The sequence below is a fragment of the Paenibacillus sp. P13VS genome (assembly GCF_015143645.1).
In the GTDB taxonomy this organism is placed as follows: Bacteria; Bacillota; Bacilli; order Paenibacillales; family Paenibacillaceae; genus Paenibacillus; species Paenibacillus xylanilyticus_A.
The window spans coordinates 176,924-199,969 of sequence record NZ_WYEV01000008.1; the positions used below are offsets into that span (position 1 = coordinate 176,924).

The following is a 23,046-nucleotide window of genomic DNA, read 5'->3' on the forward strand; positions in this document are numbered from 1 at the left end:
TATGCATACCAAGCATTGACAAGACAAGCGGTATACGATAAATTGTCCTTTTAATCATAATGATTACGATTATTCGGTACATATGTTCCGGCGATAGTAAGAAAGTGGGGACAAACTATTGAACGCTTCTGCATGCTTTTGAGGCCACTGGCTGCACAGCTTCTGGGGAAACATGGTCCCCTTCGGGTCATGCAATGGCTGCTTCTTCTGCATGCCGTAACACTGGTGCTCTTCATGATTGGTGATGTGGAAGCATACCTCTGGCTTCGGGCATTGCAGGGCGTGGCGACTGCGTTTTTCTCCATGACCATGCAGGCTGGCATTGTGGAAAAGCTCGAAGATAGGGACAGGGCACAGGGGTTATCGATGTATACACTCTTTACGATGGTTCCCTCTCTGATCGTTCCGATTCTGGCGATACAAATCTGGGAAAGTGCCCGCGAGATATGGTTTACGGTCCTCATGATTGGTTTGGCGGCACTGCCACTGCTGATCGGATACCGTGTAGATCTGCCCAGACGTACGGTGCAAAATCAGTCTTATACGCTAAGGGACATGATCCGCTCCTTTCGTGGTATTTGGCGCAGTACACCACTGTTGATCAGCAGTGCAGTCATGCTGTTTGCTTCCTGTGTATTTGGGGCAACGGCAACGTTTCTTCCACTGTATATGGTATCGACTGGACTTGCCAGTGCCGGGGTGTTTTTAACGATCCAGGGACTGGTTGTTATTCTATGCCGATTTGTGCTGCGCAAAAAAATACCTTCCGACGGCAGCTGGAATACCTGGCTTATTGCCGGATTACTGCTGTGTGCAGCTCTGGGAACCCAGATGCTCGCACTGCTGGAGCTCATTGGTCCCCTGGTGTATTTGTCCGCGGTGTTTAGTGGTTTTGCCCTGGCACTCATGTATCCCACATTAACGACGTACCTGTCCTTTGTGCTCCCTGCTGATTCCAGGTATGTGCTGATGGGTATGTTCATGTCCTCCTACGATCTGGGTTTCTCCTTGGGCGGACTCGCCATGGGTCTGATTGTTCAGAACAGCTCCTACTCCACGATGTTTACGATCTGTACGTTACTTTCCGTGGTGGCCATGATGCTGGTCGTCATATTTAGAAAACGGATGGAATCAGGAAATGGAGAAAGGCTCTCTGCTGCAAACTGAGGAAGCTTTCTGGACAGGCAATGCTTGTTGTGGTGTGCTGGTTTTAACGACACGTGCTGGCTGACCTTAGGCTGTTATTTGGATGCAAAAGTTAAAGGCTTACGGACTGAATTCTTTGGGACGCATCAGGTCGATGCGAGCTGCCGGAACCAGACCGTAGGTCTTTTTTTTTACAGAAATGATTTGACAAGAGAAGCCAACAGGATTATAGTCATTGTTGTTAATCGTAATAATTACCAATAAGGCCGATAACCTATTGGCTGTCACTATAAGGAGCAGATCGAAATGACACAAAAGCAAGTTCCGGTAACGGTCCTCAGCGGTTACCTTGGTTCAGGTAAAACGACGGTGCTTAATCATGTGCTGCACAATCGCCAGGGGCTTAAGGTAGCCGTCATTGTGAATGACATGAGTGAGGTGAACATTGATGCAGCACTGGTCAAGGGAGAAGCCACGTTGTCAAGAACCGAAGAGAAGCTGGTTGAGCTATCCAATGGCTGCATCTGCTGCACGCTGCGGGATGATCTGATGCAGGAGATCGAGAAACTGGCGAACGAAGGCCGGTTCGATTATATCCTGATTGAATCCACGGGCATAAGTGAGCCTGTTCCGGTCGCGCAGACCTTTACATACGCCGATGAAGAATCGGGTATTGATCTGACCCGTCTGGCGAAGCTGGACTGCCTGGTAACGGTGGTGGATGCCAACCGGTTCTGGCATGATTTTGCCTCAGGACAGAGCCTTCTTGATCGGCATCAGGCAGCAGGAGAGGAAGATACCCGTGACGTGGTGGATTTATTAATTGACCAGATTGAGACGTGTGATGTCCTGCTGCTGAACAAATGTGATCTGGTTGATGAAGTGGAGCTGAACAAGCTTGAAGGCATCATCCGTAAACTTCAGCCCCATGCCAAGATTATTCGAACCGTGAAGGGACAGGTGAATCCTGCTGAGATTTTGAATACGGGTCTCTTTGATTTTGAAAAAGCGAGCATGTCCGCCGGATGGATTCAGGAGCTGGAAAAAGAATCACACACCCCCGAAACGGAAGAGTACGGAATTGGCTCCTTCGTGTACCGTCGCAGGAAGCCATTCCATCCCGCACGTCTGGCTGAGTTCATGAGCTACTGGCCGGAAGAGGTCGTTCGTGCCAAAGGCCTGGTTTGGCTGGCGGCTGAAGGAGATGTAGCAGCAAGCCTGAGCCAGGCGGGGCCTTCCATTCAGTTTGGACCTGCCGGACATTGGGTCGCGGCCTTGCCGGAAGCGGACAAGGAATTGATTTTTCGCACCGAGCCGGATGTCCTGGAAAAATGGGATGCCCAGTGGGGAGACCGTCAGACCGAGCTGGTGATGATCGGGATTGAGATGGAGCGTGACATGATTGAGGATGAGCTGGACCAGTGCCTGCTCAGTGATGAAGAGATGCAAGCCGACTGGGGAGGGTTTGATAATCCGCTGCCGTGGCCCGTTGGAACCGTCTGATCGGAAGAAGGTTCTGTAATTGGAATTGTAAGGTGTGACATGTTCAAAAAAATCGTAGAGGAGCTGTAAAGGATGGCCAAAAAATCAAAAGTCGTACGTGAAAAACAGCGTCAGGCAACGGTAGCCAAGTACGCAGAGCTGCGCCGGGAGCTGAAGGAAAAAGGAGATTATGAAGCACTGCAGAAGCTGCCGCGTAACGCCTCTCCAACGAGATTGAAAAATCGCTGCGAACTGACAGGACGTCCAAGAGGATATTTACGCAAATTCAAGGTTTCACGAATTGTGTTCCGCGAACTGGCCCATCAGGGACAGATTCCGGGGGTGACTAAGTCCAGCTGGTAACGCAGAGAACATTCATTTTGGCAATGAAAGGCTGTGAACGGATATGCTGGACTCGTTTACCATTCGAAGAATTCAATCACTCATGAATGGGTACATCCACGAGAAGGTGCCTGCACCACTCCGCACGATGGTGAAGCTGACCTATGTGATGAATAACGACGAGCTTATTCTTACGGAGGAAAGACCAGCGGGTGAAAGGTTTCAATGGGATGTGCTGCCGATCGCCCGGTTTCATTGGGAAGGTGAACAATGGAAGGTATATGCCCGGGATGAATCTAGCAGCTGGAATGCCGTAGACATGATCGAACCCTGCCGGGACTTTGAGGAGCTCCTTGAACAAGTTGAACGGGATGAAACCGGTGTGTTTTGGCGCTAAGTCCAGCTAAATGCAGAGCTAAATCAAAATACTTTTGGTTATACGAAGTGACTCTGGATGGATGAGGAAGAAGCAGGCTCTATTATAGATGTAGTAATAAGAAAAGGCGCCGTGCCAGCGGCGTCTTTTGCTTGGGTATCGCATGAACAAAGTGATATGTGACTTGGCAGGTTAGTTAAACAAAGGAAATTGACAGTCTTCCTTAGACTGCCCTCAAGAAAAACGGATTCTCTATATGAGATTCGGATGAAAAACGAAGGATAAATGGATTATGTAATGAGAAAAGTTGAATATGATCTGTTTTTGTTTGACAATCTCATAATCTTTAGCTACTATAGCACCAATGACAGTGTTCACTGACATATTTTGAAAAGAGGAATAGAGATGTCTAACAATACAAAATTAAGCAGCAGAGAGAAATTAATGACAGCAGCCATTGATTTAATTTCAATGAAAGGCTATAGCAGTGTAACCACTCAAGAAATTGCTGCTACTGCTGGCTTAAGTGAAAAAACATTGTTTCGCCAATTTGGTACAAAACAGAACTTGTTAGAAACAGCTTTTGACCATTATCACTATTCAGAAGAAATGGCAAAGGTATTTAAAGATGAGTTAGTATGGGAATTACAAACGGATTTATTATTGATTAGCAAGACATACCATGAAATTATGAATCGTAATCGTAAAATGATTATGATCAGCATAAAAGAGGAAGATAACTTACCTGGCTTCCGAGAACGAACAATAAAACATCCTCGTCAACTGATGGAGGTGTTAACTAATTACTTTAAAACAATGTATGACCAAGGAAAATTGGTTGAGATGAATCCTGAACTACAAGCCTTTTCTTTCATGGCATTGAATTATGGTACGTTTATAAACCATCTGGATGCACGATCTCATTTTCCGTCTCTCTCTTTGGAAGATATTATTAAAGAAAGTGTGTGGATCTACTCTAGGGCATTAACTCCCTAGTTTTTTTTACAACATTTATGTCAGTAAGTGCTGACAGTCATTTTAGTTATCTAATCCAAACAAATTAAAGAATTGAGGTAGTTCATTTGAATACAAAAGCTGCTGCAACTAAAGAAACGGGTCCACTATTACTCCGTGTTCTAATTTTCACACTTATTATTTCTGTCATGAATGGAACGATGTTTAATGTCGTATTGCCAGTAATCAGCAAAGAATTTCAACTTTCTGCATCACAAGTAACTTGGATTGTATCAGGCTATTTAATTGTGTACGCCATAGGTACTGTTACTTATGGGAAATTGACAGATAAATTTAGTATTAAAAGTTTAATTACCTTTGGTCTTTTACTTCTGGCAGCTGGGTCTCTTGTGGGAGTAGCTGCTGCACAGTATTGGATGATCATCGTCGCACGTATCTTGCAAGCCGCTGGTGCGGCTGTCATACCTGCGTTGGCTATGATAATTCCTGTTCGTTTTTTTTCACCTGAGAAGCGTGGGCACGCCTTGGGGACATCTGCAATCGGGACTGCTCTTGGAGCAGCACTTGGGCCAATTATCGCCGGATTCGTATCAAGTGCTCTGAATTGGAAGTTTCTTTTTGTGATACCTTTGTTTTCTCTTCTTGCGTTACCTTTTTATAGAAGGTATTTGAATGATGATTCAGTGTCTAATGTAAAAATTGATTATGTTGGCGGTGTTCTGTTAGCAGGGACGGTTGCCACTTTCTTACTTGCACTCTCAAAAGCAAATATTTGGTTGGTAGTTATTGGAATAATCATATTAGTATTGTTTATCCTGCGAATTCGCTATACTTCCGATCCGTTCGTGAATCCAGCAATTTTTAGAAATAAACAATATTCGGTAGGGATGGTCATTACATTTGTACTAGTCGCTGTTGGTTTCGGCATTCCATTTCTGACACCTCTCATGTTGTCGGATGTTAATGGCCTGTCACCTGCATTCACCGGATTCATTATGTTACCTTCAGCTCTTATTACTGCCTTCTTAGGCCGAAAAGGTGGAAAATTAGCTGATGATAAAGGGAATCCGTTTCTACTCTATACTGCATCATCACTTCTAGTTGGTGGTTTTATTATTCTCTCGTCAGTCGCAGGGATGTCGCCTACGTATACTCAAATATTCCTTACCTTAGGTGTACTGGGTCAATCTTATATGCAAATTGCAATGTCAAACACCATTTCACGAACCTTGCCTACGGCTGAGGTCGGAATCGGTATGGGATTACTATCGATGTTTAACTTTATTGCAGCGGCAGTATCCACGGCTATCATTGGTAAGCTGCTTGACGGTGGAACAAGTACTGTACACTTGAATCCGTTTGTGCAGGAAAAGATTGCTTTTGCGTACAGTAACATTTTGCTGGCGCTAGCTGCGGTAGTCGTGTTAATGACAGTTCTTTATTATTTTCAATTTGGACGTAGATTGATTGAAAAGGAGGTGAGGTCAAAGAATAATGTGCAATTCTAATGTAGTTAAAACGGGGGTAGCGACCTATCAAAAGTAGAATTGATGTAAATTAAACAAAAGGGAAAACGTTTAGTTCCACAATATGAAGAAAGCAGCTGATCAGCTGCTTTCCGTACAGTATTGACGTAAGGGAGCATAAGTGTGTGTTTTGGCAAACTTGTACATGAAGTCAATATTATACTTCGTACAAAATCTCACCTGTACGGGAAACGTCATAACCTTCGAACGATTGCAATTCCTGTCTGAACTCCGAAGATTGAAGAATGCGCAGGACCGAATCGGTCCACATCTCATTGCCCGGTTTCTTTAACATAACCAGATCATAGCGCTCCTGAGTCAGTGGAATGAAATCAACCTGACCGACAAGGCGCGCAGCCTTTTCAATGCCAATGCCCACATCGGCTTCACCGGAACTGACTTTCGCGGCAACCCCCATATGACTGGTCTCTTCCAGGTTATAACCGATCAGACGGGAAGAAGGAATCCCGTGCAAACGCAGCTGCTCATCAAGCAGGACACGCGCGCCGGAACCTTTCTCGCGGTTAGCGAGTCGCAGGTCAGGCTGATCCAGGTCTGCCCAGCCTTGTAAGCCGCGCGGATTACCGCGCTGTACATACAATCCTGCTGGTCTTGAGAGCAGGTTGACAACGACGTAGGACCAGCCAATCAGAATTTTTCGGATGTAAGGCAAATTATATTCGCCCGTATCCCCATCGAGCAAATGCGTGCTGACGAGGTCAGACTCACCGCGGTACATGGAGATGAGCCCGTCCAGGCTGCCCATGAAAGAACGCAGTGGACGAATATCCCGCGTTTGTTTCTCCATATGGCGCATGAGAATATCCAGGCTCACATCCTGCCCGGTAATGACGACATGCCGCGCTGCATGGGGTACAGAAGACTCCCCACGTACGATGCGGGATGCTTCGGATACTTGTCTGGCTGGGGCATTGGAATAGTCATGAACAGGCGCAGCCAAAGATTTACTTGAATCAGCATCATCAATTATGGGCGCTGTTCCCGAGGATTGACTCGAAGCGGATAGCGGCCCGGCTGAGGACTGCAGCTGCTTGGCACGCCGCTTATATGCTTCCAGGTCGGTGGCATCAATCCTCATTTGTTTGCCGACGCGATAAGCGACAAGGTCTCCTTTTTTAATCAGGTCATACACGGTTAGTTTGGATATTTTGAGCAGCTTGGATATTTCTTCGGTCGTATAGGATTGCTCCTCTGTCATGTGTGAAGATCCTCCTTCAGGTGGCAAAAGCATATATGATCAAGTTCATCAACATCATGTGTAGTTTGCTGAAAGGTTTGATACAGTCTCTTGTACTATACCATTACTGCAGGAGTGTATAAACTAGACCTTCCCATTTGGCCGATCTTATGTATAATGAAATATAATTAATTATAACTAGTTATAACTAAACATAACGTGTAGCAGGATCAGGGGGAGAAGAATTGAGAAAAAGAATAGGATACATACTGGGGAGCTTGTCTCTCGGAATGGCTCTTGTATTGGCGGGTTGTGGTGCTGGTGCGGACAGTGCGGATTCATCTACAGCAGTTGAGCCGGTGTCCTCGGCACCTGCGACATCTGGAGAGTCCAATTCAGCAGGGAATACAGAGCCGCAAGAAACTGTAGAATTAACCATCTCCGCAGCAGCCAGTCTGACCGATGCGATGAAAGAAATCGAAACCGGCTATGAGCTTGCCCATCCTTCGGTTGAACTCAACTTTAACTTCGGGGCATCGGGGGCGTTGCAGCAGCAGATTGAACAGGGTGCACCTGCTGATATCTTTGTATCGGCGGCAACGAAGAACATGAACGCTCTGGTGGACGAGAACCTGATTGCAGCTGCTGATCAGAAAAATTTGCTGCAAAACTCCCTTGTTGCCATCGTTCCAGCAGGTAGTGAACATGCAGTATCGAGCGAGCAGGATCTGACAGCGGATACCGTTAAAACCGTAGCCATCGGAATTCCGGAAAGTGTCCCTGCAGGAACGTATGCCAAGGAAGCACTGACGAATGCCAATCTGTGGGGTCAGCTCGAAAGCAAGCTAGTGCAGGGCAAGGATGTCAGACAGGTTCTCCAATATGTGGAGACTGGGAACGCAGACGCGGGATTTGTGTACAAAACGGATGCACTGACCTCGGATCAGGTAAAAATCGCATTTGAGGTGGACAAGAACAGTTATACGCCGGCCAATTATCCGGTAGGCATTATTGAGGGCACGAAACACCGGACAGAAGCAGAACAATTTTACGCGTATTTGCAAACCCCTGAAGTGCTGGATGTATTTGCGAAATACGGATTCTCTATTCCGGAATGATTGTTACGGAGATCGACTGGTCAGCGTTCTGGTCACCTGTCCGCCTATCACTTCAGGTTGCTCTGTTATCCAGCATCATTGCAGGCGTGCTCGGCATTGCGGTAGCCTGGCAGATGTCACGCCGCTCATTTCGCGGCAAAATTGTGCTGGAAACCGTGTTCATGCTGCCGCTGGTGCTTCCACCGACCGTTGTTGGCTTTCTGCTGCTCGTTTTGCTGGGCCGTAAAAGTCTGCTGGGACAATGGATCGAAGCCATCTTCTCGGCGCCAGTCATCTTCTCCTGGTGGGCAGCGGTGATTGCCGCGGTGGTTGTAGCCTTCCCGCTCATTTATCAGACCATGAAGTCCGGTTTCAGCGGTATTGATAAGGATCTGGAGGATGCGGGCAGGTCGATCGGGGCGAATGAGTGGCAGGTGTTTCGCTACATTTCGCTCCCGCTTGCAGGACGTGCAGTAATGACTGCTTTTATATTGGGATTCGCTCGTGCACTGGGGGAATTCGGGGCCACACTGATGATCGCTGGTAATATTCCTGGCAAAACCCAAACCGTACCTACAGCCATCTATGTTGCAGTCGATTCCGGTAATCAGACCATGGCATGGGCATGGACAGTTTCCATCATGATCATCTCGTTTGTCATGCTGCTTCTATCGAGGCAGCCAAACCAGGAAAAAGCTTGAACGACGCAAGGCTGATACAGAAGGGATTACATGATGAAGACCCGCACAAGGAATGCTCCTTGGAGCGGGTTTTATGCTGTATGCTCTAATCCAAACGATCTATATATAGATAGAAAACTTCTATGCACAAAAAAACCAAAAAAATTTCCAAATTTCGTACTTTCAACCCTCGCCTAAAGCAGCCCTTTTCCTGTAAAATAGAAGTAACTGATTCCAGCAAGCACTGAAATAAGGAGAGAGACGACAATGAATACTAAGCCTGATTGCGGCGTATCGTTGCAAATCGACGATTATCTGGATCTTTTGCATTTTGCCATCCAAATTCAGGATCAGGAATGGCAGCAGTCCCTTATCCACCAGCTCAAAATATTTCAGCCGGCAGCGGAGCAGCAGCGGACACCCGAAGAGGAATTATGGACACGGCTGGATTATATCAACAGTAAGCTGACGGGGCTGTGCAATCAGCTGCATGCAGCTCACACCCAGGATGAACGCGACAAATGCAAAGAACGAATTGGCCTCCTGCAATCCCAGCGGCTCGAAGTCGCACGTAAAATTAAATGGGCCAGTCGCAGATAGATGACATCATGAATCGAAGAAGCCTTTTCTCCGCCAGACCGGTCGGGGAGGGGCTTTTTTTGGTATATGAATTTCCTATGCAATGTCCGGATAGAGAAGTTCTATAACATTATCAGGATGTCCTATTAGGCTTCGTATTGCCTCAGGATAACCCGGGGTGATATTCTTTGATCAACCTAATTCCGACTATACAAGTAAGAATGGTTAGTTAAGAATCGGAGAGATGGGAGTTTACATTATATTGGCTGTGTAACACAGCCTGTGGAGGAGATCGGGAATGGCTAAACAATGGGGGATTCATCAATTTCGGACAGCGCTGCTGTTCGTCACTATGCTCGCGGTGCTGGCAGGATGCAGCACAGGCAATGCTTCAAATGAAGCGGAGGCCACATCTGCGTCCGGTCAAGATACAGTGAAGAAGATTATCGTAGGTACAGGTACGCAATTTCCGAATGTGTGCTTCATTGATGAGAATGGCAAATTGACTGGATACGATGTGGAATTGATTCGCGAGATTGATAAACGGCTGCCGGAGTATGAGTTTGAATTCAGCACCATGGAGTTCAAAAACCTGCTGCTCAGCCTGGAGACGAAAAAAATTGACCTGATCGCTCACCAGATGGAAGTGAATGAAGAGAGACAGGCGAAATTCCTGTTTAATGATGAAGCTTATAATATTTTCCCCAACAAAATAGTCGTGAGTCAGAAAAACCAGGATGTGAATTCCATTGACGATCTGAAAGGGAAAAAACTGATTGTGGGTGCAACGAGCAATGCGGCTGTGCTGGCTGAGAAGTGGAATGCGGACAATGGCAACAGCATTGATATCGTATACTCGGGAGCTGGTGAAGACACGATTACCCAGATCAAATCAGGCCGGGTGGATGCAACGATCAGTACGCAGTTCGCCATCGACTATCAGAATAAGGCTGTGGACGCCCAATTAAAAACGGTTGGGGAAGCTTTATCGAATTCCAAAGTATATTTCATCCTCAACAAGGACGAGCAGGAGCTCAAAGCCAAAGTGGATGAAGCTCTCAAATCAATCAAAGAAGACGGAACATTAGGCAAGCTGAGCACAGAGTGGCTTGGTGCGGATTATACGGTTGAAGAGTAGCCCGAGAAAGGTGTGCAAGCGGTAATGGGAAAAGCATTCGATATATCCTTGGTTCTGGATTTCATTCCGGAACTGTTAAGGTATCTGCATATTACTCTGATCGTGCTGGGCGGGTCCATTGTGCTTGGTCTGGTAGGCGGTGTGCTGCTGGCAGTTCCTAGACTCTACCGAATTCCGGTACTGAGTCAGCTCGCCACCCTGTATGTATCTTTCATGCGCGGCACACCGATTCTCATCAAGCTGTTTCTGGTCTATTACGGCCTGCCCGAATTGCTTAAGCCAGTTGGCATGGACCTGTCCAGAACGGATCCACTGGTATTTGTCATCGTGACCTATGCACTTAGCGATGCTGCATCCTTTGCGGAGATCTTCCGCGGAGCCGTTCGCAGTGTGGATAAGGGCCAGACCGAAGCAGCTTATGCAGCAGGGATGACTACGTTTCAGTCCTTTCGGCGGATTGTTGTTCCCCAGGCGCTTATTGTGGCTTTCCCCAATATGGCGAATACGCTGATCGGTTCGCTGAAGGACACGTCCCTTGCTTTCTCGATTGGTGTCATGGATATGGTGGGTAGAGGGCAGACGCTGATCTCGGCAACGTCACATGCGCTTGAGGTGTATATCAGCCTGTCGGTTGTTTATTATGTCATTGTTATTGTCCTTGAAAAAGGGTTTGCTCTTGCTGAACGCAGACTGCAGCGTCATGAACGCAAAAGCACGGTGCCTAAGCCAGCGGTTAGAGCTGAACGCCTGAAACGAATAGCGGGGTGAGCATATGTCCATTGATCTCCAGTTTATTTATACGTCTTTTTTCAAAATTCTGACGGCATTGCCACTGACACTCGTGATCACGATTGTGCCGCTGATCGCAGGTTTCGGGATCGGTCTTGCCACTGCGCTGATTCGAATCTATCAGGTGCCCTGGATTCACCGGGTAGCCGCTTTCTACGTTTCCTTTCTGCGCGGTACGCCGATGCTCATGCATCTGTTTCTGATCTATTACGGTATTCCGATGATTATTGATAAACTCTCTGAACGGTACGGATGGGCTTTTCAATCGGCGTCCATACCTATTCTGGTATTTGTATTGATTGCCTTCTCGCTGACAGCCGGAGCGTATATGTCCGAGATTATCCGTTCGGGTATTCTGGCTGTGGACCGTGGACAGATGGAGGCTGCGCATGCTGTAGGCATGAGTACCTCACAGGCCTTGCGGCGCATCATTCTCCCTCAGGCCATCGGTGCTGTATTGCCCAATCTGTGCAGCATGTTTGTCGGATTTCTCCATGGATCGACACTGGCCTTCACGGTTTCACAGATGGATATTCTCGGAAAGGCAGATGTCGTTGCATCCGTCAGTTTGAAATTTCTGGAGGCTTTCATTGCAGCGGCAGTGATCTATTGGGGCCTGACAATCATCGCCGAACGGATTACCGCTCTGCTCGAACGCCGGGTCGCCTTGTATAGCAAAGGAGGGGTTTCATGATTACACTAAGCAATATCCACAAGTCTTTCGGCAAGCAGGAAGTGCTGAAAGGCATTGATCTGACGGTAGAGCAGGGGGATGTGGTCGCCATTCTTGGACCCAGCGGGTCGGGCAAAACAACATTGCTGCGCTGCGTGAACTTCCTGGAACGTGCGGATGAAGGCAAGGTCCAGATCAGCGGATTGGGCGTGGACTGCAAACATGCGCGCAAACACGATATCGTGCAGATCAGACGGAAAACGGCCATGGTTTTTCAGCATTACAATTTGTTCAAACACAAAACGGTGCTGGATAACGTCACGGAAGGGCTAATCGTGGCACAGAAAATGTCCAAGGCAGATGCCCGTGCACGTGCCCTGCGTGTTCTCGAACAAGTAGGGCTGTCTGCCAAAATCAATGAGTATCCGAGCATGCTGTCTGGCGGACAGCAGCAGCGGGTCGGCATTGCCCGCGCACTGGCTCTGAATCCAGAGGTCATTCTGTTTGATGAACCGACTTCTGCCCTGGATCCAGAGCTGGTCGGAGAGGTATTATCGGTCATTCGTTCGATTGCCCAGGAGGGCATTACGATGATCGTTGTTACCCATGAAATGGGTTTTGCCCGTGAAGTGGCGAATCGGGTTATCTTCATGGATGGGGGGCATGTCGTGGAGCAAGGAACACCTGAGGAAATCTTTTTACGGCCCAAGCAGGAACGAACCCGCCAATTCCTGAGCCGATACTCCTCTGATTGGAGTTATGTTATTTGACGATATAGGCGCAAGCTGGAGTAACTGACGATCCCGGCCCGGCATATGCTGTAGCAGGCAAATGCTGATAGGCCGGGTTTTTCTATGGGTGAAGCAGGCCGTGACGGTAAGGAGGAGGACCATGCAGAGCAAAGTTGATGAAATACTCACACATATTGCACACTCACACCAGCAGCTTGCACGAGTATTGGATGCCAAACGTCAAGTCGCTGTGCGGATGTCTGAAATTATTAATCATTTGCCGGATATCGAACCGGAGCTGGATGGCGTAGAGGGTCTGCTGGATAGCTCTGGACAAATCAACAAAAGCATCATCTCCTATTTGGGTGGCCTTGCGGATCTGGAGGAAGCTGTTGCCGAAACGCTGACCCAGGTCATGCGGGAGATGGCAGGTCAAGAGGAAGAATAAGCCCGGAAGGCGGGTGAGAGAACATGAGCAGAGAACAAAGTCTCATACTGATGCTGGATGCTGCAGCCAAGATGCAATGGAACATTGCACTGATCCTGGAAGCCAAGGCGATTGAAGCTGAGAAAGTTCGGAATTGGGCGCTGAATCACCTGAACGGTGAAGCATTTCTAACGCACGGTGATCAGGTGGCAGAACCGCTGAAAATGCATGACCAACTGGTTGAAATGCTGGAAGGATTAACCCGGATGGAAACAGGGCTCTGCAACAACCTGAAAGCTGTCATGGTCGATAACAGTGCTGAAGAAGGCGGGATGGACGGAGGCATGTTTGGCGGCATGGATCTTGGAGACATGGGAAAATGAGTCTGCTGCAGCGTGAGCAGGAAGTTAAACTGGCTCTCATTGAATCCATTGCACACAGCCAGCAGGCCCTGGCACGCATTCTGGACAGTGTAGCCAGCGTAACCGCTCATTCGGAAGTATCTGCCCGCAATCTTGCCGAGAACATTCGTCTGCTGAGCAGGTATCAGGAAGAAATGTCCCGTATGGTTACGGGGATCAGGTTAGCACGAATTCAGCAAGGGAAGCCCGGCTTGCCGTGGCTCAAAGAACCTGAATATGCGGTACGTATCGTTCGGGACATACAGGAGGAATGTTGATATGTTGAGAAAGAAAAAGTTGAAGCTTAGAACGAAAAGAGCTTTGCTTACACGTGGTGCACGTCTGCGCAAAGTCCGTAAGCTGCGTGCCATCAAAGGCAAACGTGTACTGCACAAACGCACGCTTAAAGGACGTAGTGCGTGGCTCAAAAAAAAGAAACGTTCGGTACGACGGCACCGGAGTCCGAAGCCCGTACAACCAGTCGTCCCGGCTACCCCTACCGATCCGAACCCGGACAACGCGTACAGTCAGGGCTACAACGAGGCGTACAACGAGGGATTCAACGCGGGTTTCGCCAAGGGTTTCGAGGACGGACATCAGTTGGCGTACAAGGCACAATAACCGAATAGGCCTGATCAGCGGCAGACGGATTGCTGCAGGTCCAGCACATAGGATCACCCGGGGGGATTTATCCCTCCGGGTGATTTGCATGGCCGCAGAAGCGGACATGCCCGTACAGGCCAATGTGGAGGGCAGACGCCAATTTTGCGCCTTGCAGGACACCCGTCCATGATGCATCTGACCCCGGGGCATATCCTTTAGAGGGAAGACCAATCTCGGGGAGAAACGGATACGGAATCTCCTGAAAGGAAGACAGGGTGAAGGATGTGGCAAAAAAACGACACCGATCGCTTCCGGAAGCGAAGATAGCTTACCGCAGCGGATATGCTGAAGGCCGCAGATTCGGCGGCTGTCAGGCCATGATGGAGCGAGTTCAGATGTTTGAGCCGACCATGCGGGATATGAAAGTACTGTACATTCCGCAAGGATTTGATGCCATCGATGAAGGTGTCATCTTAGCTCTGCAGCAGTCTGTGCGTGAATGTGTTGTCGGGTCGCCGGCAACCATGCTGCAGGATGCAAGTCAGCACAGGCCGGATGTCGTGTTGGTCATGAACGGATTGCACGTTTTTCCTGCGGATCACCTGGAACAGGTAGACGGGATACGGGCTCTCGGTATTCGGACGGCAGTATGGTTTGTGGATGATCCGTATTTTACCGAAGATACGGCGACCATCTGCAGGCATTACGATGTGGTGTTCACGCATGAAGAAGCTGCGGTTCCATTTTACGGAGGGAACGGAGCGAGGAGAGTCATCTATATGCCACTCGCGGTTAATCCCGGCATGTTCCAGCCTCGTCGCATTGAGCCTCAGCACCAATACGATATTTGTTTTATCGGCACAGGCTTCTGGAACCGGATCGCCTTGTTCGATGAGCTGGCCCCTTTTCTGGCGACCAAAAAGGTATTCATTGCCGGCGGTCAGTGGCAGCGGCTGACACGGTCGGATGTACTCGGCCCTTTTATCCATGATGGATGGATCGATCCAAGCTCAACTGTTAATTATTACAACGGCGCCAAGATTGTCATTAATGTTCACCGGACCTGCGAGAATGGCGAGGACAATCGCAATACGCATCATCTGCAAGGGCGATCCATTAATCCAAGAACGTATGAAATCAGTGCCTGCGGCACAATGCAGATTACGGATGCACGCGGTGACTTGCCCCGCTTTTACCAGCCGGGTTACGACATTGAGACGTTTACGACAGCAGCCGAACTGGAGAGCAAAATCAAATATTACCTGAAGCATGAGCAAGAACGGCAGGCCATGGCTTGGCGGGGGCTGCTGACCACGTTGAACCAGCATACGTTTGCCCGCCGAATCGCACAGCTGCTGGAACATGTGTAGAACAGCAAACCTGCAATACAGCGAACGTTATTTCATACAGAAGGAGTGGCGGTATGTCTATCAAACACCGTAAAAAGAGGAATTTTCATACGCCAGTACTCAGCCTGGCTGAACAGGCACGCAAAAACGGGCAGCATGCCGGTTATGATGCAGGCAAGGAAGAAGGGTACCTGCGCGGGCGTGCCAACTACATTGTCAATTGCGCACAGGAACCACTGCCTTTCCGGCAGATCCACGTCCTGTACATCTCTTCGGGTAAAGGATTCCCCTATTCACCGCTGGATGAGGCGATTATGGCGACCCTACAAGGCATGGTTGCTCAGGTGTCGCTGACTGATCCGCGGCAGCCGGTATCTGAAATTGCGCTGCAAAATCGACCCGATTTGGTTCTTGTCCTGGATGGCATGGACATTCCGCTCGAGCATATCGATGCGATTCGCCAGGCAGGCATTCCGACAGCAATCTGGCTGACGGATGATCCGTACTACACGGATATGACAATGGAACGTGTCCATCACTTCGATCATATCTTCACACTCGAATTGAACTGCGTAGAACTATACCGTCAGAGCGGCTGTGCATCTGTACACTACCTGCCGTTTGCGGCATTCACCAATCATTACTTCCCGATCACAACGCCATCTCCCTTGCACCGGGACGTCAGTTTTATCGGATCGGCCTACTGGAACCGGGTTTATTTCTTCAATCCAATCATGGCACAGATCATGTCGCACAATACGGTGTTTAATGGCATCTGGTGGGACCGTCTGCCTGGCTATGAAGCCTATGGCGAGAAGATTGAGCATGGACGCTGGATGAGTCCGCAGGAAACCAATGATGTATATAACGGGACTAAAATTGTGATTAACCTGCACCGTTCCCACGAGGATGATTCCGTCAATAACAACCATCTCAAAATACCACCTGCCTCGCCGAATCCAAGAACGTTCGAGATCTCGGCTTCCGCAACACTGCAGCTGACGGATGCACGTGATGACCTGGCGCGGTTCTATAAGCCGGGTGTGGAGATCGAAACCTATTCTTCTCCTCAAGAGCTGCTCGATAAGGTTGAATACTATCTTACGCACGAGAAAGAGCGCCGTGAAATCGCCCTCCGCGGATTGGAACGGACGCTCAAGGAACACACGTATGGCAGAAGGATTAATGAAATGCTGACCATTATATTCCCTTAATTTCCGGTCGGGAGGAGGTGTGCACAGACCTGCGTCCGATATGCATGCAGGTCTGTGCAGCCATGGCGACTAAACCGAAACTCATGTTGTTTTCCCATGTGTGCAATACCCGGAGTATTACCGGGGCAGAGAAACTTTTGCTCCATTTTATGAGGGAAATGGGCTCCATCTTCGACTGCGTGCTTGTTGCTCCGCAGGAAGGCAAGCTCGCCGGACTTGCGCGGAGATTCGACATTCAGGTCAAGATATGCTCGCTGCCCATGCTTCACGGTGTGTACACACCCTACCAGGGCATTGCCAATGATGCAGAACAGCTTCGCTACACACCAGCTTATCAGGACGTGGTTTCTCTTATCAGGGAAACTTCTCCTGCGCTGGTATTGACGAATACCTGTGTGAATGTGCTGCCTGCCATTGCAGCCAAATCGCTGCAGATTCCAGTTATCTGGAAGATTACGGAGATTATTCAGATCAATGCTCATACGGACGAAGCGGTGCAGATGATCGACCGATATTCGGACTGGATTATCGGCATATCCGAGACGGCTGCGGCCCCGTTCAAACATGCGGGCATGAGCGGCAAGCTGTCGGTTCTTCCACCAACCTGGGACCCGGCACTGCCTGCCCCGGACCGCTGGCTTCATTTGCGTGAACGCAAGCGCAAGGAGCTCGGTTTCAGGAACTCGCATGTCTGTATCGGCTATATCTCTTCTTTTATATATGATGCCAAAGGGCTGAGACCTTTCATTGACATGGCACTGCAGCTCTGCGAAACCCACTCAAAAGCCAGGTACTGGATCATTGGTGCGCCAGCAGACAAAAAGTACTATGACGAATGCGTAGCACGGGTGAAGAAGTCAGGATATGCCCGCAGATTTACCTTTACAACATTTGAAGAGAATGTATCTCTTGCCTATACAGCGATGGATATGGTGGTTATTCCGAGTATGGTCAAGGAAGGCTTTGGCATGACTGCGCTGGAGGGCGTTTATTTTGCCAAACCGGTTATTGCTTTTGCCCAGGGCGGTCTGTCGGAGCTGCTGGAAGGAGTCGGCAGCGGCCAATTTCTTGCTCCTCCGGGAGACAGCAATGCACTTGCCGTCTTGGCGACGACCCTGCTGAATGACACGGAGCTGGCTTCCGATATGGCCTGGCGAGGCCGGGCAGAAGCGGAACGATTGTATGGAATTGAAACCTACAGGGCTGGCATGCATACGATGGTGACACAGTGGTTGCTGCGATACCCTGGCTGGTTCCCTTACATTCAGGCACCGAATGGCCCGGTGTATACCTGGGGAGAAGGCGATTTGCGTACCGTACTTGCCCTGGACCCCGGGGCAGTCAGAGCACTTCTGTTCCCGCTGTCGGTTATTCAGGCATTACCACTCTCTCCACTTCCGCCAATTGCCGTAGGCCACCCTGTTCCCGCTGATGTGATTGAAAAGCGTCCGGCGAGCAAGGTCAGGAAACGGAAAACAGGGGTGAAAAAGCGAACCGGAAAAGCAGCTCAGCAAAAGAGAAAGCATCTGTACAGGGCGAAACCAACGGCTCGCAAGCGCACGACTTCCAGGTCAAGGCGCCGGGCGCGTCGGAAAGGTTCCAATACACGATGAAGGCGGGATAACGATGAAGATCATGACGGTGCTGGGCACGAGACCAGAGATTATCCGGCTCAGCCTGATCATTTCCAAGCTGGACCAGTACGCGTCCAAGCATATTCTTGTGCACACAGGACAGAACTTCACGGAAAGTCTCAGCGGTCAGTTTTTCAAGGAAATGGGCCTGCGGGCGCCAGACTACGTCCTTCAGGACGAAGCTGCCTCGCTGGGCCGACAGCTATCCTCCATGTTTACTCAAATGGAAGATCTGCTGCTTCAGGAAAAGCCGGACAAAGTGCTGCTGCTGGGTGATACCAACAGTGCACTCTGTGCCGTGCTGGCTGAACGCATGGGGATTCCAGTCGTCCATATGGAGGCAGGCAATCGATGCTTCGATCTGGATGTACCTGAAGAGAAAAATCGAAAAGTCATTGATGCCATATCGACCATTAATATGCCTTATACCGAACAAAGCAAGAAGCACCTGGTTAATGAAGGTGTGCCCAGTCGGCGAATTGTGCTCACGGGCAATCCGATATACGAAGTCATGCGTCACTATGACGCCCAAGTGAACGCCAGCAAAATATTGAAAAAGCTTAAGCTGAAGTCCGGGCAGTACTTTTTGGTAACCGCCCACCGGGCAGAAAATGTAGATCATCCGCCTCATCTGCTGGAGATCATGAAAGGACTGAACCAGGTTGCGGAAGAACACGGCCTGCGGGTGATCTGCAGCATCCATCCCCGAACGGCCATCCGTATCGCAGAACATTTGCAGTTGGAGATGAATCCGCTTGTGGAATTCCACGAACCGTTCGGATTTTTTGACTTCGTCATGCTGGAACGTCATGCACGCTGTGCACTGACGGACAGCGGTACCGTTCAGGAGGAATGCTGCATCATGGGGGTACCCACAGTCACCATGCGACGGACAACCGAACGTCCAGAGACGGTGGACTGCGGCAGCAACGTAGTCTCCGGGCTGGATGCAGCCCGCATTGCGGGATGTGTGAAGGTCATGACGGAGATGGCAAGTGACTGGGAATGCCCGCAAGGTTACAAGGCAACAGATGTATCCGGTAAAGTGGTCAAATTTCTGCTTGGAGGGAAAATACATGTTTGAAAATAAACGTATACTCGTGACAGGCGGTACTGGATCATGGGGGTATGAACTCGTGGCCCAACTGCTGCCCCAAAATCCAAAGGAAATCATCGTTTACTCCCGTAATGAATCAAGCCAGGTGGCCATGAGCCGCGAGTTCGAGGATCCTCGTCTTCACTTCCGAATTGGGGATATTCGTGACAAGGAAGCATTAACGGCGGCTTGCCAGCAAGTGGACTATGTATTCCATCTGGCGGCGCTCAAACATGTGCCGGTATGTGAAGATCAGCCTTATGAAGCGCTCAAAACCAACGTGATTGGTACTCAGAACGTAATTGAGGCTGCCATCGAAAACCATGTTGAAAAAGTCATCTATATCTCGACCGACAAGGCGGCCAACCCATCCAATTTCTATGGCATGACCAAGGCAATCGGCGAGAAATTAATCGTATATGCGAATTTGCTGCACAGCAACACCCGATTTGTGACTGTACGGGGCGGCAATGTACTTGGTACCAACGGCAGCGTGGTGCATCTCTTCAAGAACCAGATTCGTCAGAAAGGTGAAGTATCCATCACGGATATGAATATGACCCGGTTCTTCCTCACACTGAAGGATGCCATCACGTTGCTGTTCAAGGCTTCCGTAGAGAGTGTGGGCGGGGAGATTTTTGTCATGACGATGCCTACATGCAAAATTGTGGATCTTGCAGAAGTGCTCATTGAGGATTCCGGCGTAGAGAACGTGGCCATTGTGGAACGTGGTACCCGGCCTGGTGAGAAAATTCATGAAATTTTGATGAGTGAATTCGAGAGCATGACAACGGTTGTTTACGACGAACAATATCTGGTCATTCTCCCTACACTCGGCATACCGGGATTGCGTGAGCATTACACGAACTGCCCTCCGGTTTCCTTTAGCAGCTTCAGTTCAGAACATCAGTTGATGACGAAAGAGGAGATTCGCGACATTCTGAAACGCGGAGGATTCCTGTCATGAAGCTCCTGATACTTGGGGGAAACGGAATGGCCGGCCATGTTATGGTCGACTATTTCCGCCGTCAAGGTCTGCACAGTGTCTTCTACACCACGCGGGATGTGTCTGACCCGAACGGTCTGCTGCTGGATGTAAATGACAGCTATATGGTGGATCGTCTGGTGGAGGCTGTGCACCCGGACGTTATCGTTAATGCTGTTGGTGTGCTGAACAGCTTCGCAGATGAAGATAAAATTACCGCTTATCACATTAACGGCTTCCTTCCGCATCGTTTGCGGAGGGTGGCCGACACCATTGGTGCCCGACTCATTCATATCAGCACGGACTGTGTCTTCAGCGGGGACCGTGGTTCCTATACGGAGAATGATGTTACGGATGGGACATCATCCTACGCGATTACCAAGGCACTGGGTGAGGTTCATGATCCAGGGCACCTCACGATCCGCACCTCCATAATTGGGCCGGAAATCCGGAAGGGCGGCATCGGCCTGATGCATTGGTTTATGTCCCGCACAGGTGAAGTGGGTGGATATACGCGTGTGTTCTGGAACGGTGTAACTACACTGGAGCTGGCAAAATGGGTGGATCATTATCTGGCTTCACCTGTCAGCGGCCTGATTCATCTGGCGCATCCTGAACCTGTTAGCAAGCATGATCTGCTGCTTCTTTTCCAGCAGACCTGGAACAAGCAAGATGTGAAAATTGTGCCTGATGACAGTCTTGTGCAGGATCGTACCCTCGTTTCCACACGCGAGGATGTGAAGACAGACCTTCCGGATTATTCTACGATGCTGAAGGAGCTGGCATTATGGATGGAGCAGAGCTAACAGGCAAGAACGTGCTGATTACAGGGGCCTCCGGTTTTACCGGACGGCATGCTGTAGCATATTTCAAGAGCGTCGGTGCTAAGGTTGCCGCCGTGGTGCGGCGAGCAGGCGTGTATTCGTTTGGCGAAGGCGTAGCTGTACATGTGTGTGATCTGAATGATAAACAGCAGGTGCGTCAGCTGATTGATGAGGTGCAGCCGGATTACGCGCTTCATCTCGCTGGGAAAAACTCAGTCCCCGACTCCTGGTCGGACCCGCTGCTTGTGCTGGAAACGAATGTGATGGCTGTCCTGTATTTATTGGATGCTCTTCGAAGCTGTCCATCGGCACGGACCGTCATCGTGGGATCCCGGTTGAAATACACCGTCGAACCAGGTCGAAAACCAGAGCCTCCTCATCCTTACAGTCTCAGCAAAGCGCTGGAAGAAATGGTGTCATTGTCATGGATGTCCCTGTTTGGTCAGCAGATCATGCTGGCTGAACCCGGGAATTTGATCGGGGCCGGTCCTTCTACAGGAATCTGTTCACTGCTCGCAAGACATGTGGTTGCCTGTGAGCAAGAGGGCAAGCGTGAAGCTTTTCGTCTATCCGGACGGGATAATACAAGGGATTTCCTGGATGTACGGGATGCGGTCAGAGCCTATGCCACACTTCTTGTGCATGGAACTACGGGGACTGTCTATCCGGTGGTTTCCGGGACGGAGCGCAGTCTGGGCGAAATCGCGGATACCTTGCTCTCCATGTCAGAGGCGGAAGTGCCTGTCCGCTGGGACGGAGCCTCTTCAGGACCGGATGGGGCTGGCAAGGAGGAGGAGTTGTCGCTGCTGCGTAAACTAGGATGGCAGCCTCAGATTCCATTTGCCCAATCCCTTCAGGATATTCTGAGCGATGTTCGGAAGCAAGGGGGAGGGGCCAAATGAATCCAAAAGTATCCGTGGTCATTCCATTTTACAATTGCCCTTATGTGCAGCAGGCGATCCATAGCGCGATCAACCAGACGTATACCAACGTGGAGATCATTGTGGTGGACGACGGCTCGACAAGGCATGCGGAGCTTCTCCAGCCCTACCTGCCTCATATCTATGTGCTTGGCAAAAGCAACGGCGGCACAGCCTCGGCTCTGAATCACGGCATTCGTCATGCTTCGGGTGATTATGTGGTCTGGCTAAGCTCGGATGATCTTCTCTATCCGGATAAAATACGTTACCAGGTCGAGTTCATGCAGCGGGAAAATGTGCTTGCCTCACATACCAACTTTCATTACATCAATGAACATTCAGCGGTTACCAAGCTGCATGGTGGAGCAGAACCGATGGCTGACGTTGAATGGCTGCGCCGTTTTGTGGGTGGCAATCCTGTCAATGGTTGTACCGTCATGATCCGCAAGGATCTGTTCGGAGCTGTAGGCCTCTTCGATGAGCTGCTTCCATATACGCATGATCTGGATCTCTGGCTGCGTATCCTGCTGAATGGATATCGTTTTCCATACCTGAATGAACCCCTTACGGCATATCGCTGGCACGGCGGGATGGGGTCGGTGCGCCATGCGGAGACGATTGGCAGGGAAGCCTCCATGGTCTGGTCCAGATATCGTGAACCTTTGCTGCAGCGAATTGCAGCCATGGGTGGTTGAACCGTATGAAGGGATTGAGGGGTTATGGGAGCAAGTCGCCATAATACCCTCTTTCTATGTATCCGCTCATGCGTAATTCTTGATCTTTCCCTCACAGATGCCCGCGAACCGGAGACAGTTCCATCATATGATAAGGGTAGGAGTTTTATAGAGACAGGCGAGGAAA

General features: G+C 49.6%; 26 protein-coding genes. 25 read left to right on the top strand and 1 reads right to left on the bottom strand.

Features of this window, described 5'->3' with window-relative positions:
• The first annotated feature begins 132 nt into the window (after positions 1–132).
• From cntE to GUA98_RS20835, 6 genes are all read left to right on the top strand, one after another.
• A complete protein-coding gene (gene cntE, locus GUA98_RS20810; protein WP_227779897.1) occupies positions 133–1,167 on the top strand; it encodes a staphylopine family metallophore export MFS transporter CntE in 1,035 nt (344 codons plus the stop codon).
• Between the two features lie 285 nt (positions 1,168–1,452).
• Complete coding sequence (locus GUA98_RS20815; protein ID WP_193724266.1) at positions 1,453–2,649, top strand: GTP-binding protein; 1,197 nt, start codon at positions 1,453–1,455, stop codon at positions 2,647–2,649.
• Between the two features lie 72 nt (positions 2,650–2,721).
• A complete protein-coding gene (rpsN, locus tag GUA98_RS20820; RefSeq protein WP_063566651.1) occupies positions 2,722–2,991 on the top strand; it encodes a 30S ribosomal protein S14 in 270 nt (89 codons plus the stop codon).
• Positions 2,992–3,034: 43 nt separating this feature from the next.
• Entirely contained in the window at positions 3,035–3,367 is a 333-nt protein-coding gene (locus tag GUA98_RS20825) for a DUF3024 domain-containing protein (RefSeq protein ID WP_193724267.1), read from the top strand.
• A 384-nt stretch (positions 3,368–3,751) separates the two neighbouring features.
• On the top strand, positions 3,752–4,342 hold the full coding sequence (locus GUA98_RS20830; protein ID WP_193724268.1) for a TetR/AcrR family transcriptional regulator: 591 nt from the start codon (positions 3,752–3,754) through the stop codon (positions 4,340–4,342).
• Positions 4,343–4,428: 86 nt separating this feature from the next.
• Positions 4,429–5,829: an MFS transporter gene (locus tag GUA98_RS20835; RefSeq protein WP_227779899.1), complete on the top strand. Its 1,401-nt coding sequence runs from the start codon at positions 4,429–4,431 to the stop codon at positions 5,827–5,829.
• Between the two features lie 175 nt (positions 5,830–6,004).
• On the opposite strand, the gene GUA98_RS20840 is transcribed toward GUA98_RS20835, so the two are convergent.
• On the bottom strand, positions 6,005–7,066 hold the full coding sequence (locus GUA98_RS20840; protein WP_193724269.1) for a substrate-binding domain-containing protein: 1,062 nt from the start codon (positions 7,064–7,066) through the stop codon (positions 6,005–6,007).
• Between the two features lie 269 nt (positions 7,067–7,335).
• On the opposite strand from GUA98_RS20840, the gene modA reads away from it, so the two are divergent.
• The 19 genes from modA (at position 7,336) to GUA98_RS20935 (ending at position 22,880) form a co-directional block, all read left to right on the top strand.
• A complete protein-coding gene (gene modA, locus GUA98_RS20845) occupies positions 7,336–8,163 on the top strand; it encodes a molybdate ABC transporter substrate-binding protein (RefSeq protein WP_193724334.1) in 828 nt (275 codons plus the stop codon).
• Entirely contained in the window at positions 8,160–8,843 is a 684-nt protein-coding gene (gene modB / locus GUA98_RS20850) for a molybdate ABC transporter permease subunit (RefSeq protein WP_193724270.1), read from the top strand. Before modA ends, modB begins: the two co-directional genes overlap by 4 nt.
• 246 nt (positions 8,844–9,089) lie before the next feature.
• Positions 9,090–9,422, top strand: coding sequence for a hypothetical protein (locus GUA98_RS20855; RefSeq protein WP_095291961.1), 333 nt, complete (start codon positions 9,090–9,092; stop codon positions 9,420–9,422).
• A gap of 277 nt (positions 9,423–9,699) precedes the next feature.
• Entirely contained in the window at positions 9,700–10,539 is an 840-nt protein-coding gene (locus GUA98_RS20860) for a transporter substrate-binding domain-containing protein (RefSeq protein ID WP_193724271.1), read from the top strand.
• Positions 10,540–10,563: 24 nt separating this feature from the next.
• Positions 10,564–11,307, top strand: coding sequence for an amino acid ABC transporter permease (locus tag GUA98_RS20865; RefSeq protein WP_193724272.1), 744 nt, complete (start codon positions 10,564–10,566; stop codon positions 11,305–11,307).
• A 4-nt stretch (positions 11,308–11,311) separates the two neighbouring features.
• The gene (locus GUA98_RS20870) at positions 11,312–12,022 is read left to right on the top strand and encodes an amino acid ABC transporter permease (RefSeq protein ID WP_154896342.1); all 711 of its coding nucleotides are present in this window, start codon (positions 11,312–11,314) and stop codon (positions 12,020–12,022) included.
• Positions 12,019–12,771 (top strand): amino acid ABC transporter ATP-binding protein, encoded by a 753-nt coding sequence (locus GUA98_RS20875; protein ID WP_095361344.1) that lies wholly within the window; start codon positions 12,019–12,021, stop codon positions 12,769–12,771. The genes GUA98_RS20870 and GUA98_RS20875 overlap by 4 nt, the downstream gene beginning before the upstream one ends.
• A 121-nt stretch (positions 12,772–12,892) precedes the next feature.
• Positions 12,893–13,180, top strand: a complete 288-nt coding sequence (locus tag GUA98_RS20880; RefSeq protein ID WP_095291953.1) for a nucleoside-diphosphate sugar epimerase — start codon at positions 12,893–12,895, stop codon at positions 13,178–13,180.
• 23 nt (positions 13,181–13,203) lie between these two features.
• On the top strand, positions 13,204–13,542 hold the full coding sequence (locus tag GUA98_RS20885) for a restriction endonuclease subunit S (protein ID WP_095291951.1): 339 nt from the start codon (positions 13,204–13,206) through the stop codon (positions 13,540–13,542).
• Complete coding sequence (locus GUA98_RS20890) at positions 13,539–13,838, top strand: hypothetical protein (RefSeq protein ID WP_193724273.1); 300 nt, start codon at positions 13,539–13,541, stop codon at positions 13,836–13,838. Before GUA98_RS20885 ends, GUA98_RS20890 begins: the two co-directional genes overlap by 4 nt.
• Position 13,839: 1 nt before the next feature.
• On the top strand, positions 13,840–14,181 hold the full coding sequence (locus GUA98_RS20895) for a hypothetical protein (protein ID WP_095361345.1): 342 nt from the start codon (positions 13,840–13,842) through the stop codon (positions 14,179–14,181).
• A gap of 257 nt (positions 14,182–14,438) precedes the next feature.
• Complete coding sequence (locus GUA98_RS20900; RefSeq protein ID WP_251643206.1) at positions 14,439–15,533, top strand: glycosyltransferase family protein; 1,095 nt, start codon at positions 14,439–14,441, stop codon at positions 15,531–15,533.
• 53 nt (positions 15,534–15,586) lie between these two features.
• Positions 15,587–16,726 (top strand): glycosyltransferase family protein, encoded by a 1,140-nt coding sequence (locus tag GUA98_RS20905; RefSeq protein ID WP_193724274.1) that lies wholly within the window; start codon positions 15,587–15,589, stop codon positions 16,724–16,726.
• 44 nt (positions 16,727–16,770) lie between these two features.
• Positions 16,771–18,339, top strand: a complete 1,569-nt coding sequence (locus GUA98_RS20910) for a glycosyltransferase family 4 protein (RefSeq protein ID WP_227779901.1) — start codon at positions 16,771–16,773, stop codon at positions 18,337–18,339.
• A gap of 13 nt (positions 18,340–18,352) precedes the next feature.
• Positions 18,353–19,444 carry a non-hydrolyzing UDP-N-acetylglucosamine 2-epimerase gene (gene wecB, locus GUA98_RS20915; RefSeq protein WP_095291945.1) on the top strand — a complete coding sequence of 364 codons (1,092 nt, stop codon included), beginning with the start codon at positions 18,353–18,355 and terminating at the stop codon, positions 19,442–19,444.
• Positions 19,437–20,423, top strand: a complete 987-nt coding sequence (locus tag GUA98_RS20920; RefSeq protein ID WP_095291944.1) for a polysaccharide biosynthesis protein — start codon at positions 19,437–19,439, stop codon at positions 20,421–20,423. The genes wecB and GUA98_RS20920 overlap by 8 nt, the downstream gene beginning before the upstream one ends.
• Positions 20,420–21,247 carry a dTDP-4-dehydrorhamnose reductase family protein gene (locus tag GUA98_RS20925; protein WP_193724276.1) on the top strand — a complete coding sequence of 276 codons (828 nt, stop codon included), beginning with the start codon at positions 20,420–20,422 and terminating at the stop codon, positions 21,245–21,247. Before GUA98_RS20920 ends, GUA98_RS20925 begins: the two co-directional genes overlap by 4 nt.
• Positions 21,229–22,167, top strand: coding sequence for an NAD-dependent epimerase/dehydratase family protein (locus GUA98_RS20930; protein WP_193724277.1), 939 nt, complete (start codon positions 21,229–21,231; stop codon positions 22,165–22,167). Before GUA98_RS20925 ends, GUA98_RS20930 begins: the two co-directional genes overlap by 19 nt.
• Complete coding sequence (locus GUA98_RS20935) at positions 22,164–22,880, top strand: glycosyltransferase (protein ID WP_153979825.1); 717 nt, start codon at positions 22,164–22,166, stop codon at positions 22,878–22,880. Before GUA98_RS20930 ends, GUA98_RS20935 begins: the two co-directional genes overlap by 4 nt.
• The last annotated feature ends 166 nt before the right edge of the window (positions 22,881–23,046 follow it).

Bases quoted from the DNA above. Each gene is read 5' to 3' on its own strand.
- cntE (WP_227779897.1), top strand. From the start codon at position 133: ATGCTTTTGAGGCCACTGGCTGCACAGCTTCTGGGGAAACATGGTCCC.
- GUA98_RS20815 (WP_193724266.1), top strand. From the start codon at position 1,453: ATGACACAAAAGCAAGTTCCGGTAACGGTCCTCAGCGGTTACCTTGGT.
- rpsN (WP_063566651.1), top strand. From the start codon at position 2,722: ATGGCCAAAAAATCAAAAGTCGTACGTGAAAAACAGCGTCAGGCAACG.
- GUA98_RS20825 (WP_193724267.1), top strand. From the start codon at position 3,035: ATGCTGGACTCGTTTACCATTCGAAGAATTCAATCACTCATGAATGGG.
- GUA98_RS20830 (WP_193724268.1), top strand. From the start codon at position 3,752: ATGTCTAACAATACAAAATTAAGCAGCAGAGAGAAATTAATGACAGCA.
- GUA98_RS20840 (WP_193724269.1), bottom strand. From the start codon at position 7,066: ATGACAGAGGAGCAATCCTATACGACCGAAGAAATATCCAAGCTGCTC.
- modA (WP_193724334.1), top strand. From the start codon at position 7,336: ATGGCTCTTGTATTGGCGGGTTGTGGTGCTGGTGCGGACAGTGCGGAT.
- modB (WP_193724270.1), top strand. From the start codon at position 8,160: ATGATTGTTACGGAGATCGACTGGTCAGCGTTCTGGTCACCTGTCCGC.
- GUA98_RS20855 (WP_095291961.1), top strand. From the start codon at position 9,090: ATGAATACTAAGCCTGATTGCGGCGTATCGTTGCAAATCGACGATTAT.
- GUA98_RS20860 (WP_193724271.1), top strand. From the start codon at position 9,700: ATGGCTAAACAATGGGGGATTCATCAATTTCGGACAGCGCTGCTGTTC.
- GUA98_RS20865 (WP_193724272.1), top strand. From the start codon at position 10,564: ATGGGAAAAGCATTCGATATATCCTTGGTTCTGGATTTCATTCCGGAA.
- GUA98_RS20870 (WP_154896342.1), top strand. From the start codon at position 11,312: ATGTCCATTGATCTCCAGTTTATTTATACGTCTTTTTTCAAAATTCTG.
- GUA98_RS20875 (WP_095361344.1), top strand. From the start codon at position 12,019: ATGATTACACTAAGCAATATCCACAAGTCTTTCGGCAAGCAGGAAGTG.
- GUA98_RS20880 (WP_095291953.1), top strand. From the start codon at position 12,893: ATGCAGAGCAAAGTTGATGAAATACTCACACATATTGCACACTCACAC.
- GUA98_RS20885 (WP_095291951.1), top strand. From the start codon at position 13,204: ATGAGCAGAGAACAAAGTCTCATACTGATGCTGGATGCTGCAGCCAAG.
- GUA98_RS20890 (WP_193724273.1), top strand. From the start codon at position 13,539: ATGAGTCTGCTGCAGCGTGAGCAGGAAGTTAAACTGGCTCTCATTGAA.
- GUA98_RS20895 (WP_095361345.1), top strand. From the start codon at position 13,840: ATGTTGAGAAAGAAAAAGTTGAAGCTTAGAACGAAAAGAGCTTTGCTT.
- GUA98_RS20905 (WP_193724274.1), top strand. From the start codon at position 15,587: ATGTCTATCAAACACCGTAAAAAGAGGAATTTTCATACGCCAGTACTC.
- GUA98_RS20910 (WP_227779901.1), top strand. From the start codon at position 16,771: ATGCAGGTCTGTGCAGCCATGGCGACTAAACCGAAACTCATGTTGTTT.
- wecB (WP_095291945.1), top strand. From the start codon at position 18,353: ATGAAGATCATGACGGTGCTGGGCACGAGACCAGAGATTATCCGGCTC.
- GUA98_RS20920 (WP_095291944.1), top strand. From the start codon at position 19,437: ATGTTTGAAAATAAACGTATACTCGTGACAGGCGGTACTGGATCATGG.
- GUA98_RS20925 (WP_193724276.1), top strand. From the start codon at position 20,420: ATGAAGCTCCTGATACTTGGGGGAAACGGAATGGCCGGCCATGTTATG.
- GUA98_RS20930 (WP_193724277.1), top strand. From the start codon at position 21,229: ATGGATGGAGCAGAGCTAACAGGCAAGAACGTGCTGATTACAGGGGCC.
- GUA98_RS20935 (WP_153979825.1), top strand. From the start codon at position 22,164: ATGAATCCAAAAGTATCCGTGGTCATTCCATTTTACAATTGCCCTTAT.